Origin of the sequence: Rhodopseudomonas sp., assembly GCF_048594845.1 — a bacterium.
In the GTDB taxonomy this organism is placed as follows: Bacteria; Pseudomonadota; Alphaproteobacteria; order Rhizobiales; family Xanthobacteraceae; genus Rhodopseudomonas.
The window spans coordinates 13714-31909 of sequence record NZ_JBMDXE010000308.1; the positions used below are offsets into that span (position 1 = coordinate 13714).

An 18196-nucleotide genomic window follows, 5' to 3' on the forward strand; every position below is an offset into this window, starting at 1 on the left:
AAGCGCGTGGTCGCTGGCTCTCCCCGCAGCTGACCTCACCTCTCCCCGCGCGCGGGGAGAGGTCGGCCAGCGCAGCTGGTCGGGTGAGGGGGCGCCTCCGCGCGGCCGAAGCTCACTGCCCGCGTCGCCCCTCACCCCACCCCTCTCCCCGCAAGAGCGGGGCGAGGGAGCGCGCCGTGCAACCTGCACCGCTTCGCCCTGCATGGACGCCATATTGACTCCCCTTCCCGCCTGCTGATTGATCGGCCACAATCAACAGCGGCGCGCTGCGCCGGAGGAACCGCCTTGCCGAAGAAGCCGAAGCCGCACGCGGCGACCACCACTGTCAAATCAGCCACCTTCGACTTGCTGCGCGCCTTCAAGATCGACAAGGTGTTCGGCAATCCCGGCTCGACCGAGCTACCGTTCCTCAGCGACTGGCCGGACGACATCGACTACGTGCTGGCGCTGCAGGAGGCCTCGGCGGTGGCGATGGCCGATGGTTACGCGCAGGCGACCCGCAACGCCGGCTTCGTCAATCTGCATTCGGCCGCCGGCGTCGGCAACGCGCTCGGCAACATCTACACCGCGTTCAAGAACCAGACGCCGCTGGTGATCACAGCGGGCCAGCAGGCGCGCAGTCTTCTCCCGCTGCAGGCCTTCCTCGGTGCCGAGCGCGCCAGTGAGTTTCCGCGGCCCTATGTGAAATACAGTGTCGAGCCCGCGCGCGCCGAGGACGTCCCGGCGGCGATCGCGCGGGCCTACTACGTGGCGATGCAGCCGCCGTGTGGACCGACCTTCGTGTCGGTGCCGATCGACGACTGGGCGCGGCCAGCGACGCCGGTCACGCCGCGCACGGTGACGCGCGAGCTCGGCCCCGAGCGCGGCGCGATGCAGGCGCTGGCCGATGTGCTGTCACGGGCGAAGAAGCCGGCGCTGGTTGTCGGCCCGGCGGTCGACCGCGCCGCGGCGGTCGAATTGATGGTGCAGGTCGCCGAGCGCGCCAGCGCTCCTGTCTGGGTGTCGCCATTCTCCGCCCGATGCAGCTTCCCGGAACGGCATCCGCTGTTCGCCGGCTTCCTGCCCGCGTCGCCCGGGCAGGTGTCGGAAACGCTCGGCGCGTACGACGTCGTCGTGGTGATCGGCGCGCCGGTGTTCACTTTTCACGTCGAAGGCCATGCGGCGATCTTCGAAGGCAGCACGGCGCTGTTCCAGATCACCGACGATGCGAACACCGCGTCGGTGACGCCGCTCGGCACCAGCATCATCGCGACGATGGCACCGGCGCTGACGTTGCTGCTCGATCTGCTGCCGCCAACCAAGCGCGCCGCTCCCGCCCCGCGCGCGATCGCACCGCCGCCGCAGGCCGCCGAGCCGATGCCCGCCGAGTACTTGCTCGATGCGCTCGGCAAAGCGATGCCGGACGACGCCATGCTGGTCGAGGAAGCGCCGTCGCACCGGCTGGCGATGCAGAAATACATGCCGATGCGCGGCCAGGATTCGTTCGCCACGATGGCGAGCGGCGGCCTCGGCTGGTCGCTTCCGGCGTCGGCCGGCTTTGCGCTGGCGAACGACAAGCGCCGCACCGTCTGCCTGATCGGCGACGGCTCGGCGATGTATTCGGTCCAGGCGTTGTGGACCGCCGCGCAGCGCAAGCTGCCGCTGACGGTGATCGTGCTCAACAATGCCGGCTATGGCGCAATGCGCTCGTTCAGCCAGGTGATGCAGGTGCGCAATGTGCCGGGCCTCGAGCTGCCGAACATCGACTTCGTCACGCTCGCGCAGTCGATGGGCTGCATGGCCGAGCGCGTATCGCGCTGCGCCGATCTGGGCGCGGCGCTCGACCGTGCGCTGTCGCATGACGGCGTCTTCGTGCTGGAGGCGATGCTGGATAGTTCGGTGCCGCTGCTTTACGCCAAGAACGGCTGAAGATCTCTTCGCAGGCCTGCCGTTACGGCAGCAGGTCGGTCGGCAGGTCGTCGAAGCCGTAGCGGCGCGGGCGATTGCGGCGGATGAAGCCGCCGATCTGCCAGCCGAACAGCGCGGCGAAGCCGGCGATGAACAGCGCGCCGGCCCATGAACCGGTCGCCACCGCGCGCGCCAGCAGTCCGGTCATCGCCGCCGCCACCAGCGCAATCAACACCAGCGCGGCGGTATGAATAGCGGGGCGGAGGCCACCGATCAGTTCGGCGTGGCTGCCGGCCGCCTGCATGCGCCGATGCAGTTCGCGAATGAAAGCCCGATAGGCGTCGTTCTGCGGCGCCATCAGCGCGACCGTCTGCCAGGTCGTCGACAGGATCCGCAGCCGTGCGCCGCTGACGTCTTCGAGGTCGGCGCGAAACCGCTGCGACTGCATCGACACCGGCCGATAGCTGAGCCGCACCCGGGCGATCGTCGCGTACGGCCACAGCCCGGATTTCGGTCCGATCCGCCAGACCAGACCGTCGTCCGTCAGTTCGAACTGCTGCGCGGCCCCGATCAGCGAGGCCTTGAACGCGTAGGCGTCCGCCGGCGGCGCCTCCGTCATGCCGGAGGCCTTGGGCTTCGCGCCTGAATTCCGATCCGCTCGCGCCACCGCTCGCCTCCTGCTTGCAGCGTCATTGCCGCAGCCGCCGCCGGGATGCAATGCGGTCGATCCGCCTGCCCGCCCGATTGCAAGGCATCTCGCTTGCCCGAAACGGTCCTGTTTCCTACAACTGCCGTCCTGATCGACCGCCGAGTCCCGATGCCCAAATCCGACACCGCCTATTTCCCCCGCCATCTGATCTTTGCCGGCGCACTGGTCAGCGGCGTGCTGCTGGCGCTGGCGCTGCATATGCTGGGGCAGCGGCTCGGGCTCGATCTCGGCGGCTTATGGCGCAGCGATCTCGGCGAGTTCATGCCGGCACGCGCCGCGCTGGCGTGGTGGCTGGTCGCGACGGCAGGCTTCGCCGGCGGTTACTTCACCGCGACGCTGATGCACCACGCCGCCGATGGCCAGATCCCGCCGCGGATGCGGCAGTTCCTGATGGCGATCGGCGTGCTGGTGCTGGCCGCCGCCGGCCAGGCCGCCTCGGCGCCCTCCACCGGGACGACCACGACGGGCGTCGTCACCGGTCTCGCCGCGCTGTTGCTCGGCGCCGCGATGGCGTTCTGCGGCGCGCATTTCGCACTGCGCAAGGCCTGACGCCGCACGGGCTCACCCCAGCGACCGAACGATGTGCTCCTTCAGCCGCTGCGCCGGCAGCGACAGCCGGTCGCGCTGCAGCAGTGCGATCTCGGTGTCTTTCAGGTTGGGCAGCGGTCCGCCATCGATGACGTGCAGATCGTCCGGCACCATGTCCTTGGGCAGCACGGTGACGCCGAGACCGCCGCGCACCGCGGCGAGCGAGCCGGCCAGCGATCCGCAGGTGTAGGCGATCCGCCACGGCTTGCGCGCTCTGTCGAGCGCCTCGGTCGCGCGCTTGCGATACACGCAGGGGCTCGGCGACACCACCAGCGGCAGCGGCCCCTCGCGCTGCTGCGGCTCCGGCTCGCCCGTCACCCACACCAGCGGTTCGCGCCAGACCCGGATGCCCGCGGCCTCGCCGACCCGCTCACGCTTGATCAGCGCCAGATCGAAGCTGCCCTTCCGGAAGCCGTCGATCACATGCAGCGTCAGATCGCACGTCACTTCCAGCGCCACCGCCGGATAGGCCCTGGCGAAGCGTGACAGCACGTCCGGCAGATGCCGCGTGGCGAAGTCCTCCGGCGTGCCGAGCCGCACCACGCCATGCAGCGCCGGCTCGGTGACCCGGGCGACCAGTTCGTCGTTGACGTCGAGCAGCCGCCGGGCGTGCACCAGAAACACCTCGCCCTCCGGCGTCAGCCGGACACTGCGCGGATTGCGCTCCAGTAGCTTGCGGCCGAGCGCGTCCTCCAGCCGCTGCAATTGCAACGACACCGTCGATTGCTGCCGCCGCAGCGATTCCGCCGCGCGGGTGAAATTGCCCAGCGTGGCAATGGCAACGAACGCCCGCACCAGATCGAGGTCGAGATTGAGCAGCGGTCGCGGCATGAGATCTAACCATTGTGAAATGCAATGATTGTAGTTTCTATAATCAATTTCAAAGATGCTGCAAGCGCGCATAGGTTCCGCCCCGCCCGCCGATCGCGGGCTTTCACGCCGCTGCGCGCCCTGATCCGCCTGCGCTCGCTTCTCGAGACGCGGGCCGGCTTCGCGCGCCCGGCCAAAAGGGGGCGACATGCTGGATCTTGCTTTCCAAAACCTACTCTCGCCAATGGTGCTGTTCTTCGTGCTCGGGGTCGCGGCCGCATTGGCGCGCTCGGATCTGTCGATCCCCGAGCCGGTCGCGAAGCTGCTTGCGCTGTATTTGCTGATGTCGATCGGCTTCCGCGGCGGCGTCGAGGTTGCGCATCAGGGCATCGACGGCACCATGATCGCAGCGATCGCCGCCGGTATCACCCTGTCGTTCGCGACGCCGTTCCTGGCCTATCTGATCCTGCGCGCCGTCACGCGGCTCGATGCCGTCAATGCAGCGGCGGTAGCGGCGCATTACGGCTCGATCTCCGCCGTCACCTTCGTGGCGGTCACCGGTATGCTTGGTCAGCTCGGCATCGCCTGGGACGGCTACATGGTGGCGGTCGGCGCCGCGATGGAGACGCCGGCGATCCTCGCGGCACTGCTGATCGCGCGCGGAAAAGCCGAGGCGACGGCAAACGGCGAGAACGGCGGCATGCTGCTGCGTGAGGTGGCGCTGAACGGCTCGATCGTTATCCTGCTCGGCGCCTTCGTGATCGGCGCGCTGACCGGCACTCGCGGCGCCGCGATGGTGAAGCCGTTCCTCAACGACCCCTTCGCCGGCGTGCTGTGTCTGTTCCTGCTCGACATGGGGCTGGTCGCGGGCCGCGGCCTGGCGCAAGGCCGGCGGCACCTGTCGCTGCCGGTCACTGTGTTCGGCGTCGCGATGCCGCTGATCGGCGGTACGCTTGGCGCAGCGCTCGCCTGGCTGATCGGCCTGTCGGCCGGCAGCACCGCGGTGCTGATCACGCTGGCGGCCTCGGCCTCCTACATCGCGGTGCCGGCGGCGATGCGGCTTGCGCTGCCGCAAGCCAATCCGGCGATCGCGCTGACGCTGTCGCTCGGCATCACCTTCCCGTTCAACCTGCTCGCCGGCATCCCGCTCTACATCGCCATCGCGTCCCGGATTGCACCATGACCGCCCGCCCTGGAGACTCCGCCATGCAGACCTTTCCCAAGAAGCGCATCGAGATCGTGGTCGAAGCCCCGCTGCTGCGACGACTCACCGCGAAGCTGGACGAAACCGGCGTGACCGGCTGGTCGGTGGTCCCGATCCTCGCCGGCCATGGCCGCGACGGCGATTGGACGGCCGAAGGTCAGATCGGGACCGCATCTCAAATGGTGATGCTGATCACCATCGTGGATGCGACGAAGCTCGACGCAGTGATGGACAGCGTCTTCACGCTGGTGTCACATCAGATCGGTTTCGTCACCGTCTCGGATATCGCCGTCGTTCGTCCCGAGCGCTTCTAGCGGGCCGCTACTACATCAACCGGCACAACGATCAGTTGTCATCGGGCTGTCGTATTACTTCGCTGATACAAACCTGCCCTTCGATGCAGGCGCGAAAAAACGCCGCGCAGTCACCTGCGCGGCGTTTAGCCTCATCCTGTTAGCAATTCGCCTGCTTAGCCCGCGGCACGGATATTGATCGAGCCTTCGGCGAGAGTCGTCAGCTTCTTGTCGGTGGCTTTTTCCTCATCGAGCGTTTTCTGCAGAACCGCAGCGCACTCGTTGCGGCCGAGGCGCTTGGCCCATGCCACGAGGCTGCCGTAACGGACGATCTCGTAGTGCTCAGCGGCCTGCGCGGCGTTGATCAGCGCCGCGTCCAGCACGGTCTTGTCTTCGACCTCGCCCGCAGTCTCCTCGGCTTCCTCGATGATGCCGTCGATCGCCGGGCAGTCGACCGCCTTGGCTTTGGCGCCGTGCATTTCGAAAACCTGCTCCAGCCGCTTCACGTGCCCCCGGGTCTCCTCCAAATGGGTCATGAAGCCCTGCTTGAGCATCGGGTCGGTGGCCTTGTCGGCCATCTTCGGAAGCGCCTTCACGAGTTGTTTCTCGGCGTAATAAATGTCCTGCAGCTGATGCACGAACAGATCGTCCATGGTCTTGATGTCTTTAGTGAAAAGTCCCATTGCATGGCCTCTCTGGGTTGGAACAAGGCGACCCGAGGGGCGCGCTTGCTGCTCGTTCCGGACGCGGGATTAACCAGCCACGCAAGCACCCGTTCCGCCGGAGGGCGCGGCAGGCCGGAAGGCGATGGCGCGGCAGCGCACGGCGTCCTATATCAGGGCGGCAGGTGAGAGCTGTCCGATGCCGAGGGCCGCCATGCCGCGGCGGACCAGCTCCTTTGCGCCACGTCAAGGGCCAGTCGCGCCCGCCGCTCCATGGATGGGCTTTCGCAAGGTGTCGGCCGGATTGCGTGCCAGGGCGATTATGCCCTAAGGATTTTCGCGGATGAGTTTGTCGGGTGCCAAGTGCCAGGCCGTGCTGCGAGCGGCGCCCGTCGCGTTGCCGCCCCGCCGGGAGGACGAATGCATCGACTGCTGAGCGCGCTGGGGCGTGGCTTCAAAACTTATGTCGGCTGGAAGCGGGTCGGCATCGTCGCCAGCATCCTGATCATCGGCTTTGCGATCTACTCGCTCATCCACAACCTCAAGGGTTTGGATCATAATAAGCTCGTGACCGCCCTGACCAACGTCGCGCCGGGCCAGATCGGTCTCGCGGCGCTGTGCGTGGTCGGCGCGTTCTGCACCCTGACGTTCTACGATTTCTTTGCGCTGCGTACGATCGGCAAGCTGCACGTGCCGTATCGCATCGCGGCAATGTCGGCGTTCTGCTCCTACGTGATCGGCCACAACCTCGGCGCCACCGTGTTCACCGGCGGCGCCATCCGGTTCCGGATCTATTCGGATTACGGCCTGTCGGCGATCGACGTGGCCAAGATCTGCTTCATCTCAGGCCTCACCTTCTGGCTCGGCAATCTGTTCGTGCTCGGCATCGGCATGATCTGGCATCCGGCCGCCGCGAGTGCGATGGATCTGCTCCCCGACCGGATCAATCAGCTGATCGGCGTCGCCTGCCTTGCCGGCATCGCGGCCTATTTCGTCTGGCTGGCGACCGGCAAGAAGCGCCGCGAGCTGGGCCAGAACGGCTGGAAGGTGGTGCTGCCGTCCGCCCGCCTGACGCTGGTGCAGGTGATGATCGGCGTGGTCGATCTCGGCTTCTGCGCGCTGGCGATGTACCTGCTGATGCCCGCCACGCCCTATATCGACTACGTATCGCTGGCCGTGGTGTTTATCCTTGCCACCCTGCTGGGCTTTGCCAGCCACGCCCCCGGCTCGCTCGGCGTGTTCGACGCTGCCATGCTGGTCGCGCTGCCGATGTTCGCCCGCGAGGATGTCATCGCCACGCTGCTGATCTACCGTGTGCTGTACTTCCTGCTGCCGTTCGGCATCGCGATCTCGATCATGGGCATCCGCGAGCTGTGGCTCAGCGTCGTCAAACCCTGGCAGGAAAAGCGCGCCGCCCATGGCAATGGCCACCCGATCACCGCCGCGACCGCAGCCCCGGTCCGTCAAGTGGCGCAGCGTTCGCAAAAGCTCTGACCGAGGCGCAGACGGCTTTTCGCGGCGAGGCACAGCGCTCATATTTCCGCCTTATCGGAAGCGTCATTCGCCTCATGATCACCACGATGTCCCCATTCCGTCCGCTGGCGCTGGTCGCGTTTCTGGCTTGCCTCCTGTCGTCGCTGCTGCCGGCTTCGGCCCACACGCAGCTGGCGCCGCCGGCTGCTCCCCCGGCGGCCGCCGTGCCGGTGACCGACGGCTCGATGCAGATCGTCTGGGAAGTCCGCAACCGCTTCCGGCTGTTTCGCGAGGAGCGGGATTTCCGCGAGCAGGCTGACGCACTGAACGGACTGACCGTGCTGGCGTCTGAACAGGCGCTGGGGCTGCAAAGCGAGGGTCGTGGCTGGGCCCGCAACGTCGTCAACCGGCTGTGCATCGACCTGACCGGCCGGGTCAACGAGCCCTGCACCCGCGACGGCGTCAAGGAAAGCTACCTGACCCCGACCGAGCACCCGGTGACGGTCCGGCTCGCCGGCGCGATCCCGGTGGGGGCGATCTGCGCCTGGGTGTTCGACGATGGCGATGGCCCGCGTCCCGCCACGCAGGACTGCGCCGAGCCGATCAATTTCCGTGCCCGCTACGGCAAGCCCACGGTGGCCACGGTCGACGTCAGCAGCGGCGCCGACGCGCCGCTGCGCGTCTCGACCGAGATCGCGGTGCGCGACTTCTTCATCGCCGGCCTCGGCGATTCGATCGGCGCGGGCGAAGGCAATCCCGACCGGCCGATCGCGCTGTCGGACGAAGGCTTCTGCTATCGCTCCTATCTGGGCATCAGCAACGTCGGCGGCGGCGTCGGGCAGTTCTACCGGCCCAGCCGCGCCGGGTTCAAAGGCGGCCGTGCCTGCGAGGCGCCGGACACGCTGGCCAACTGGCAGCGCTATTCGGCGACCTGGTTCAACGCCGCCTGTCACCGCTCGCTGTACAGCTACCAGACCCGCACCGCGCTGGCGCTGGCCGTTCGCCATCCGCATATCGCCGTGACCTATCTGCCGCTCGCCTGCACCGGGGCTACCATCCAGGAAGGGCTGTTCGGCTCGCAGCGGCCCCGCGAATGCTACAAGACGAAATCCGGCACGACCTGCCCCAGCAGCGTCAACAGCCAGATCGGCGAACTGCGCGAGGCCGTCGCCGCGGCGAAGAAGCGCCAGCCGCAGCGTGGGCTCGACCTCGTGCTGCTGTCGGTCGGCGCCAACGACATCAACTTCTCGGGCCTCGTTGCCGACGTCATCGTCGACAGCCCGACCGAGCGCGGCATCTTCCGCCGCTCCGGCGTGATCGGCTCCATCGAGGAATCCCGCAACACGCTGACCCGGCAACTGCCGCAGAATTTCGCCAAGATGCGCGAAGCCTTCAAGGGGCTGGTCGACGACATGTCGCGCGTCGTCTACGTGACCTACGCCAATCCGGCGCTGGCGAACCGCGGCGTGCCCTGCCCCGGCGGCCCCGGCGGATTCGATGTGCATCCCTCGTTCAGCGCCGATCCCAATCGCCTTGCCGCGGTCGCCTCCTTCGTCGACAACGAATTCCTGCCGCGGCTGAAGGATCTGGCGCAATGCACCGGCGGCGTGCTGTGCCGCGATCCGTCCGCCGACGCCATGACCTTCGTCGACGCGCATCAGCGCACATTCGCCAATCACGGCTTCTGCGCCCGCGCCGAAACCGATCCGGAATTCGACCGCGCCTGCTTCTCGCCGCGCGGCGACAGCTTCACCGCCGACATCGTCGCTGCGGCGAACTCGCCGATGGCCTGCGGCGCCGGCGCGAGCAACTACCGGGCCTATCTGCCGCGCGCCCGCTGGATCCGCGACGCCAACGACAGCTACTTTGCCGCGATGACCTTCCCGCAGGGCCTGCCCGCCGCGATCCAGCCTGCCGATATCCACGACGCGACCTGGGGCGTGGTGTCGGCAGTGTACGGCGGCGCCATCCATCCGTCCGCCGAAGGCCACGCCGCGATGGCCGACGCCGCGCTGCCGGCGGCCGAATCCGTGCTGTCGCTGCAGCCCGGGCCGGAAGTCACCAGCCAGCCCCTGCCGCCGCCGGGAGCGCCTGCACGCGACCAGCGCTAACAACTCGAACGCGCCGACGTCCGCCGCTTTCCCGGATGCCGTTTCGACACCGCACTTTCCAACCCTGACGTTCAATCCAAGAAGGCGTCTCAAATAGAGCCGCTCTATTAGCAGCTGCTCGCCGCCCTGCTTAGCGTGCGCGCAACCGATGGAGTCGATCCCCGCCGATCGATGCCGTCGAGATGCGCACCAAGAAAGCACCTTTTGGGGACGGCACGTTGAACAACCTGAATCCGCCACGCGCGGCGGCACTCCCGCTCGCTTGCGTCTCGATCCTGCTGACGGCGTCTGTTGCGCAAGCTCAACAGCAAGCAAGCCCGAGTAGCACCGCAACGACGCACCCGGCCGTCACGTCCGCCGCCCCGTCGTCCTCACAGAGTCAGTCGCTTCCATCTGTTGTCGTCGACGCCCCGGCACGGCGACGCGCTGCTGCCCGGGCGCAGAGGAAGCCGGCCACGACGTCGCTACCGGCCGCACCACGCGGGCGAGCGACGCGCAACGATGTCGCCGCAGCTGCAGTACCGTCGCTCGGCGCGCGGCGCTCCACCATGCCGGCCAGCTACGCGGGTGGTCAGGTTGCGCGCGGTGCCGGTCTCGGCCTGCTCGGCAACAAAGACTACATGGCCACCCCGTTCAGTCTGACCAGCTACACCGACCAGACCATTCGTGATCAGCAGGCCACCAGCGTGGCCGAAGTGCTGACCAACAGCGACCCGTCGGTGCGCGCAGCCATCGGCGCCGGCAACCGCTACGATGCCCTGACCATTCGCGGCTTCCGGGTCGATAACAGTGACTTCGCGCTGAACGGGCTGTACGGCCTCGTGCCGAACTATCGCATCAACCCCGCGCCGATCGCGCGTATCGAACTGCTCAAGGGCCCCGCTTCCTTCCTGTACGGGATGTCGCCGCGCGGCTCGATCGGCGGCACCGTCAACGTCGTGACCAAGCGCGCCGACGACGATCCGCTCACCCGCTACACCGCCGGTTACATGTCCGATGCCCGCTTTACCAACACCATCGACGTCTCGCGCCGCTATGGCGATCAGAAGCAGTGGGGCGTGCGCGCCAACGGCGCGTTCGAAGGCGGCTGGCCGGCGATCGACGGGCAGTCGATCCGTGACGGGACCGGCTCGCTCGGCGTCGACTATCGCAGCGAGCGATTCAGGTGGTCGGCGGATCTGATCTATCAGGATGACTGGCTCAAGGCCGGCACGCGCGGATACGGCCCCGTGCCGGGGATCGCCGTGCCGTCGGCCCCCAATCCCAGAATCAATCTGTCCCAGCCCTTCGACTACTCGCGTTCGCGGAGCGTCACCGGCCTGACGCGGGCCGAATACGATTTGACGCCCGATGTCACACTATTCGGCGCGGTCGGCGGAAACCTGTTCGGTTTCGACAAGCGCGAGTCGCCGGGGCCGACGATTCTCAATTCGGCCGGCGATGCGCAGTCGACCTCGACGTTTCAGACCGGCAAGTCCGACGCCGTCTCCGGCGAAGCCGGCGTGCGGTCGCGTCTCAGCACCGGGCCGATCGACCATGAAGTGGTCGTCAGCGCCTCCGCACTGACGCAGACCAATTGGCTCGGGCAAACGCTCTACGGAAACTATCGCACCAACATCTACGCGCCGACACTGCTGACCGGACCTGGCCAGCCCGTGTCATCTTTTCCGGAAAGCAAGGGTAGCACGCTCGAGCTGCGGAGCGTCGGAGTGGCCGACATACTGTCGGTCCTGAACGGCGCCGTCCAACTGACCGTCGGGGCCCGTCAGCAACAGGTGATCTCGAACAGCTACGCTCCGATCACCGGCATCACCACGGCGGCTTACGATCAGAGCGCGACATCACCGTCGCTGGCTCTGGTGGTTCGGCCGCTGCAATACCTGTCGCTGTATGCCAGCTACATCGAAGGCCTGTCGGCGGGGCCCACCGCGCCGTCCGGAGCGGCAAATCCCAATCAGGTCTTCGCGCCGTTCAAGAGCAAGCAATACGAGGTCGGCACCAAGCTCGATTTCGGACGGTTCGGCGCCAGCCTGGCGGCGTTCCAGATCAGCCAGCCGAGCGGCGTGCTCGATCCGGTCAGCAAGATCTACAGTCTCGACGGCGAGCAGCGGAACCGCGGAATCGAGCTGATGACCTTCGGCGAGGTCGCGACCGGCGTCCGCATTCTGGGCGGCGTCACATGGCTGGATGCCAGACTCACCCGGACGGCGGGACATCTCAACGACGGACACCGAGCGATCGCGGCGCCCGACCTGCAGGGCAATCTCGGCGTGGAATGGGACATGCCGTTCGTGCCCGGCCTCACCGCAACGGCGCGCGCCGTGTACACCAGCAAGGCCTATGTCAGCGCCGACAATCTGCAGGACGTGCCGAGCTGGACGACGTTCGATATCGGCGCGCGCTATTTCACCAAGCTGGGCGGCCGGCCGACCACGTTCCGCGCCAGCCTGACCAACATCGCCGACAAACACTACTGGACCGCCAATCCGTCCGGCTACCTGATCGTCGGCATGCCGCGAACGCTGTGGCTGTCGATGACGGTGGATTTCTGAAGTGCGCTGTTCGCATCGAGGCGAGCCCGGCGCGCCTTCGCGGCGGCCGGACTCGTCCGTGGCCATCACACTTCCGGCCCGGCGCCGCCCAAAACGACGATGCCCGGCACAAGGCCGGGCATTACGTGAACATGGCAGAACTGAATCTCGCTCACCGAAGTCCGGCCTCGCCTGTCAAGCGCGGCCGGCTCTGTTCGCCTCGCTTACTTCGCCGGAGCCATCATGCCGCCCTTGTGGGCGGGAGCCGGGGCCGCTGCGGGGGCTTTCGCCTTGCCGGCGGTGGCGGGCGCGCCGGGCTTGGTGGTCAGGGCAGCGGCCTGCTCGGGCATGAACTTGGCGACGATCTCCGGATCGAGCTGGGAGATCGCGGTGTCGGGCAGGCGGAACCAGTCTTCGTCCTTGCCGAGCGCCGGGGTCATCAGATAGCCGCGCAGCGTCAGGGTCTGGCCGTCCGGGCTGACCGTCAGCATCGCCTTCCAGACGTCGCCGTTGCGTGGATCGAGGATGTTGCCGTTCTCGTAGATGCGGCCCTTCCGCTTCATGTCGCGGATCAGCGAGATGCCGAGGATCGGCTGGTTCTTGCGGTCGTCTTCGCACTCCTCGCAGACCGTCAAATTCGGCTGACCGGCCTGCTGGAAGCTCTTGGCGACGACGCCTTCGTACATGTTGTTGCCGCGGTCGAGCATCAGTACCCAGACCACCGGTTTGCCGCCGGGCTTGCCGTTGTCGGTACGTTGCCAGAGGCCTGCGGCGGTGGGTTCCGCCGCGGCGGCGGGTGACGTAGCTGCCATCACATAAGAGAGGACGGCGGCAGCCGCGAGCGCAAGGAAACGGATCGGTCGATGTGTATTCATGGTAACACCTGAAACATCGCGATGAGACGAGAATGTGGCGGAGCGGTAAGTCGATCCGGCGGGCGAACTAATCCCCCGACGGCTGGCGATTTTGTGACGAGGCGGAGACCGTCTCCGGGCGAATGCGTCGGCCGGGAAGGATACGATGCGCCGACAGGCCCGCGCCGAGACAGACGCCGACCGGCAGCCAAAACAGAATGTAAAGATAGGCAAGATCGGTCGGAACAATTTCGTAATCGACGCTCGAGGCGGTCAGGCAGGCCGCCAGCAGCGCCAGCGCCACGACCTCACCGGAACTGCGCCACGCCCGAAAGCCGCTCGCCAGCGCCGCCAGCACGATCCCGATCAGCGCCAGCGCGGTGAAGATGCCACCGCGGACCAGCGCACACAGCACGATGTTGTGGGCATTCATCACCACGTTGCCGCTGGAAAGTGTGCGCTGGGTATCGAACGCCAGACCGTAGCCGAGCCACGGCTTCTCAGCTGCCATCTCGAGATAGATCGGCCATAGCGCGAGCCGCAGACTGTCGCGCCGCTGCAGCAATTCGCTCTGGAATGGCGCGATCATGACGACGCACACCAACACGACCGCCACCGCGATCAGCGCCAGCTTGAGGCGGCGATGCTCGGACAGCATGATGGCGACGCCGATACCGACAGCCGCCGCGATCAGGGAGCCGCGGCTGCCGGTCAGCAGGATCGCACCGAGCAGCACCAGCACCGAGGCGGCGAGCATGACGTACTGCCACAGCTTCAGGGACCGCGACGCCATCACCGCAGCGGCTCCGACGCAGGGCATGGCGAACATCATGCCGATGACGTTGGAGTTGTAATACACGGTGAGGCCTTTGACGCCTTCCAACCTGACCGTCATCAGCGTCTTGAACGACAGGCCGGTGAACGACGCCACGTCACGGATCGCGATCAGCGCCGCGACCGGCCCGATCACCAGAAACAGCATCCGCAGGAAGTCGCCATCGTCGCGGACCAGATACGCAGTGATCGTCACGAAGGCCAGCACCGCGACCGCGTAACGCAGATTGAGCGTCAGGATTTTCGCGGGCGTCTCGCCGCCGAGCGCGGAAGTAGCGAGGACCAGCAGCAGGAACAGCGCCGAGGCGATGAACACCGGTGACTTCACGATCGGGAGCAGCGAACGATACGGCACCGCCACGATCACCATCACCGGGACCAGGACGAACCACAACAAGGTGCGCGCCGACCAGATGCTGTGCAACGCATAGACGAGGCCGAGCACCAGGATGAACAGCTTCTCGGCGGCCCGGGTCCGCACCAGCCAGTCGCGGGTACGCTCCAGCCTCTGCTTGCTTCGTGACGGCCCGGCGACTGCAGAAACCATTGGACTCCTAATTCCCGGCAGAGGCCGGCCCGGCCGACAGATTGCGCAGCACCTCGGCCATCCGGCGCGCGGACTGAGCCCAGGTCACAGGACGATAGTTGGCCCGGATCGCAGCCTCGTGATCGGCAAGGTGCGCAGGCGAGCGGATCAGGTCAAGCACCGCGTCGCGCCAGGCGGCGAAATCCAGCGGATCGAGATGCCCCGCCAGCCCGGCACCGGCCTCCGGCAGAGACGACGTGTTCGATGCGAGACAGTATTTGCCAAAAGCCAGACTCTCGGACACCGGCAGGCCCCAACCTTCATAGAAGGACGGGTACAGCGTGAAGGCGCAATGCTGATACAGCCAGGCCAGTTCCTCGTCGCCGACCCGCGGCAGATGCAGGATCGAAGACGCGGTGACCGGATCGTGCGCGATCTGCCACAGCAGATCCGAACTGCCGAAGCCGGGCTGCCCGACCATCACCAGCGTCGGCAGGTCCGGCGTGCCCTGCTCCGTCAGGCGGCGCCACAGGTGATACAGCAGGTCGAAATTCTTGCGCGACTGGATGGTCGAGACGCTGATCACGAAGCGTTTCGCCTGCGCGTCGGTCAACGCCTGCGGCCGCGTCGCGGCCTTCGGGGCCACCAGATCGGCGCCGAGATGCACCACTTCCAGCGCGCCGCGCACGCCGCCATGGCGCTGCGCATAGGCCCGCACGTCGGCGCTGGTCGAGTCGGAAATCGACACGACCAGATCGCATTCCCGGATCAGGAACTGCGCATAGGCTTCGAACTGGGTGACGAACTCGCCGTCGGCAAAGAACTGCGGCGCGACCACCGGGATGAAGTCCTGACACACCGCGGCGACCTTCGTGCCGCGTTCGCGACGCATCCGGGCGACGGTCGCATAGTCCACCCGGGACCAGTTCTCACCTGCGAGCAGCAGCACCTCACCCGCGCCCCCGACCGGCGGCAATCCTTCGCCGCCGGACATCTTCCGTAACACTGGAGCGGCGGCACCACGTACCGAGGTGCGAATCGTGCGCTCCAGCTTTTTGCCCAGCGGCTTGATCGACGACAGCAGGCTCGCGCGCTGCTGCTTCGGCGCGGCCGCGACCGGCTTTGCCCCCAGATCGGGCGCATAGGCGACCGGCACGTAGTCGCGGCGGAGCGGATCGTAACGGCAGAAGCGCAATTCGGGTGCGATCGCCTCGGACAGCGCGGTGGCGATGCTGTGTTCGACCCGCAGCGTGCCGTTCATCTGGCCGGATCGGGCGCGATAGCTGGTCGATACGTCCATCCACAGCCAGGGCTGCGGCGGGCTGTTCGGATCGGGAAGCTGCGCCAAAGAGCTGTCCGTCGCTGACGTCGGCCGTCGCGGCCGGTGAAACCATCCACGCGGTGGCCCGCGCGATCGCCAAATCGATGCGGCGATGTAACGGGTCCGGCTTCGCAGCGTCAATGGCGGGTCAGGCCGGTCGCGGCGAATTCGCTGCACCGGAAAAAGCTCGGGACGGCTGCGCTTGCCATGCGCCGGCCGGCGGTGATCTATGTCGCGGCACCGGCCGGCCCTGCCGGCGACGTGCACGATTCGAGCGAGGACGACAGTGCTGCCGGTCACACCAGAGGTTTCGGTGATCCTGCCGGTCCGCGACGGCCAGCGCTGGCTGCGCGAGGCGGTCGACAGCGTGCTGACGCAGACGCTGACCGCGCTGGAACTGCTGGTGATCGACGACGGCTCGACCGATGCGACTCCCCAGATCCTCAAGCAATGCCGGGCGGCCGATCCCCGGCTGATCGTGCTGCGCCAGCAGCGCGATGGGCTGGTCGCAGCGCTCAATCGGGGCCTCGCCGAAGCACGTGCGCCGCTGATCGCCCGGCTCGACGCCGACGACATCGCCCTGCCCGCGCGGATGGCCCGGCAGCGCGATTATCTTCACGCACATCCCGACGTCGTGCTGCTCGGCGGCTGGGCGGAGATCATCGACGAACACGGTGCGCCGCGCGGCAAGCAGATGCGGCCAAGCCCGGAGCGGTTGCGCGACACGCTGGCGAGGAAAAGCCCGTTCATCCATCCGACCGTGATGTTCCGTGCCGAGGCCGCGCGCCGCGTCGGCGGCTACCGCGCCGCCTTCGAGGCCGGCGAGGACTATGATTTCTGGCTGCGCCTCGCCGATATCGGCGAGATCGCGATCCTGCCCGAGCTGCTGATCCGCTACCGCGAGCACGGCGGCAGCGTCACGCGGACGCGCGAGCTGCGCCAGATCTACTCCGCCCGGCTCGCCAAGCTCGCCAGCGCCGCACGCCGTGCCGGCCGCCCCGACCCGTCAGCGGCGCTGACGGCGCCGCCCGACTGGCAAGACGCCGATCCCGGCGCATTCGAACGCGACAGCTCGCGGCTGTTCCGCATGCTCGAGCTCGCCGATCCGGCACGCGCCCGCGCCGCGCCAGCATCCGCGATCGATCTCGAGGCGATTACTTCGCAGCGATCAACGCTGACGGCGGGCGAGCGCAAATTCGCCCAGGCCGCGGCGCTCAACCTGCTGAGGGAGCGCGGCGATCTCGACGCCATGCCGCGCGCCCGCCTGCTCGGTGTGCTGCTGAGCCTGGGGCCGCTCAAGGCCGCGAAACTGATGCTGCGGAAGTCGTAGCTAAGCCAGATACGATTCCGCATTTCGCTTCGCCGCATCCGGCAAGCGAACTTCCGACTACGCGTTCGGCGAGACGAAACGCTTGGCCAGCGCGTGATAGATGCCTTCCTCCGCGATCAGCCGCGAGGTCGCGTAGGCGAGCAGCGAGGCGGCCATCACCGGGATCACCATGGCGTGGTTGTCGGTCATTTCGATCACGATGACGAAGGCGGTGATCGGCGCCTGCACCACGCCGGAGAAGTACGACACCATGCCGAGCAGCATGATCGCCGCCACCGGCGTGCCGGTGAACAGCGCCGCGATGTTGCTGCCGAGCCCGGCGCCGACCGCAAGCGACGGCGAGAAGATGCCGCCCGGCAGTCCGCTGATCGACGACAGCGTCGTCGCCAGCAGCTTCAGCACGCCGAAATCGTCCGGCAGCGGCGTGCCGCTTTCCAGCGCCGCCTTCACCTGGCTGTAGCCGGTGCCGTAGATCGTGTCGTTGGACACCAGACCGCAGATCGCCACCGCAAAGCCGCAGCCGAGCGCGAGCAGCAACGGCCGGCGATTGAATGCCACCACCGTGCCGGCGGTCACCACCGCGCGGTTGAACAGTCCACCGGCCAGCCCGCCGACGATGCCGCAGGCGGGGATCGCCAGCCAGTCGAGCCCGCCGCGCAGCCCCATCGCGCTGGTGCCGAAATACGTGTAGTTGCCGAGCAGCGCGATCGAAGTCAGGCCCGCCGCCACCACCGCGGCGATGATCAACGTGCTGGCCCTCGTCTCGAACGAGCGGCTCATTTCCTCGATGCCGAAAATGATGCCGGCGAGCGGCGTGTTGAACGCCGCCGCCACACCCGCCGAAGCGCCGGCCAGGATCAGCGCCGGTTGCCGCCGCGGCGACAGTCGGCCAAGCGCGAACATGATCGAGGCGCCGATCTGCACGGTCGGTCCCTCGCGGCCGACCGAGGCGCCGATCAGCAGCCCGAACAGCGTCAGCACGAATTTGCCGGCGGCCGCGCGCAGCGACACCAGCCGGCCGCGCGCGCCCTGATCGGTCAGGTGCCGCGCCGCGATCGCCTGC

Annotated in this window: 15 protein-coding genes; 8 read left to right on the plus strand and 7 right to left on the minus strand. The window is 67.4% G+C overall.

What is annotated here, in order from left to right; all coding sequences use genetic code 11:
• The first annotated feature begins 285 nt into the window (after positions 1-285).
• Entirely contained in the window at positions 286-1908 is a 1623-nt protein-coding gene (gene mdlC, locus ACOJTD_RS20400) for a benzoylformate decarboxylase (RefSeq protein ID WP_420134687.1), read from the plus strand.
• Positions 1909-1930: 22 nt separating this feature from the next.
• Here mdlC and ACOJTD_RS20405 read toward each other — a convergent pair whose 3' ends face one another.
• Entirely contained in the window at positions 1931-2506 is a 576-nt protein-coding gene (locus ACOJTD_RS20405; RefSeq protein WP_420134701.1) for a hypothetical protein, read from the minus strand.
• A 198-nt stretch (positions 2507-2704) separates the two neighbouring features.
• Between ACOJTD_RS20405 and ACOJTD_RS20410 the strand changes: the two genes are divergently transcribed.
• Positions 2705-3145, plus strand: a complete 441-nt coding sequence (locus tag ACOJTD_RS20410) for a hypothetical protein (RefSeq protein ID WP_420134688.1) — start codon at positions 2705-2707, stop codon at positions 3143-3145.
• Between the two features lie 12 nt (positions 3146-3157).
• Here the strand turns inward: ACOJTD_RS20410 and ACOJTD_RS20415 are convergent, their stop codons facing one another.
• Positions 3158-4015, minus strand: coding sequence for a LysR substrate-binding domain-containing protein (locus ACOJTD_RS20415; protein ID WP_420134689.1), 858 nt, complete (start codon positions 4013-4015; stop codon positions 3158-3160).
• 187 nt (positions 4016-4202) lie between these two features.
• Here ACOJTD_RS20415 and ACOJTD_RS20420 point away from each other — a divergent pair, with 187 nt between their 5' ends.
• The gene (locus ACOJTD_RS20420) at positions 4203-5177 is read left to right on the plus strand and encodes a sodium-dependent bicarbonate transport family permease (protein ID WP_420134690.1); all 975 of its coding nucleotides are present in this window, start codon (positions 4203-4205) and stop codon (positions 5175-5177) included.
• A gap of 23 nt (positions 5178-5200) precedes the next feature.
• The gene (locus tag ACOJTD_RS20425; RefSeq protein ID WP_420134691.1) at positions 5201-5512 is read left to right on the plus strand and encodes a DUF190 domain-containing protein; all 312 of its coding nucleotides are present in this window, start codon (positions 5201-5203) and stop codon (positions 5510-5512) included.
• A 155-nt stretch (positions 5513-5667) separates the two neighbouring features.
• On the opposite strand, the gene ACOJTD_RS20430 is transcribed toward ACOJTD_RS20425, so the two are convergent.
• Positions 5668-6174, minus strand: a complete 507-nt coding sequence (locus tag ACOJTD_RS20430) for a ferritin-like domain-containing protein (protein ID WP_420134692.1) — start codon at positions 6172-6174, stop codon at positions 5668-5670.
• A gap of 399 nt (positions 6175-6573) precedes the next feature.
• Between ACOJTD_RS20430 and ACOJTD_RS20435 the strand changes: the two genes are divergently transcribed.
• The 3 genes from ACOJTD_RS20435 (at position 6574) to ACOJTD_RS20445 (ending at position 12289) form a co-directional block, all read left to right on the plus strand.
• Positions 6574-7647, plus strand: coding sequence for a UPF0104 family protein (locus ACOJTD_RS20435; RefSeq protein WP_420134693.1), 1074 nt, complete (start codon positions 6574-6576; stop codon positions 7645-7647).
• An 86-nt stretch (positions 7648-7733) separates the two neighbouring features.
• Complete coding sequence (locus ACOJTD_RS20440) at positions 7734-9737, plus strand: hypothetical protein (RefSeq protein WP_420134694.1); 2004 nt, start codon at positions 7734-7736, stop codon at positions 9735-9737.
• Between the two features lie 548 nt (positions 9738-10285).
• Complete coding sequence (locus ACOJTD_RS20445) at positions 10286-12289, plus strand: TonB-dependent receptor (RefSeq protein WP_420134695.1); 2004 nt, start codon at positions 10286-10288, stop codon at positions 12287-12289.
• Between the two features lie 203 nt (positions 12290-12492).
• On the opposite strand, the gene ACOJTD_RS20450 is transcribed toward ACOJTD_RS20445, so the two are convergent.
• The 3 genes from ACOJTD_RS20450 to ACOJTD_RS20460 form a co-directional block, all read right to left on the minus strand.
• Complete coding sequence (locus ACOJTD_RS20450) at positions 12493-13143, minus strand: DUF2147 domain-containing protein (RefSeq protein ID WP_420134696.1); 651 nt, start codon at positions 13141-13143, stop codon at positions 12493-12495.
• A 67-nt stretch (positions 13144-13210) separates the two neighbouring features.
• Entirely contained in the window at positions 13211-14503 is a 1293-nt protein-coding gene (locus tag ACOJTD_RS20455) for an O-antigen ligase family protein (RefSeq protein WP_420134697.1), read from the minus strand.
• Between the two features lie 7 nt (positions 14504-14510).
• Positions 14511-15830 carry a glycosyltransferase family 4 protein gene (locus tag ACOJTD_RS20460; protein WP_420134698.1) on the minus strand — a complete coding sequence of 440 codons (1320 nt, stop codon included), beginning with the start codon at positions 15828-15830 and terminating at the stop codon, positions 14511-14513.
• A gap of 259 nt (positions 15831-16089) precedes the next feature.
• On the opposite strand from ACOJTD_RS20460, the gene ACOJTD_RS20465 reads away from it, so the two are divergent.
• Positions 16090-17133: a glycosyltransferase gene (locus ACOJTD_RS20465; RefSeq protein WP_420134699.1), complete on the plus strand. Its 1044-nt coding sequence runs from the start codon at positions 16090-16092 to the stop codon at positions 17131-17133.
• Between the two features lie 57 nt (positions 17134-17190).
• Here ACOJTD_RS20465 and ACOJTD_RS20470 read toward each other — a convergent pair.
• A partial coding sequence (locus tag ACOJTD_RS20470) for a chloride channel protein (protein ID WP_420134700.1) occupies positions 17191-18196 on the minus strand: 1006 nt, incomplete at its 5' end.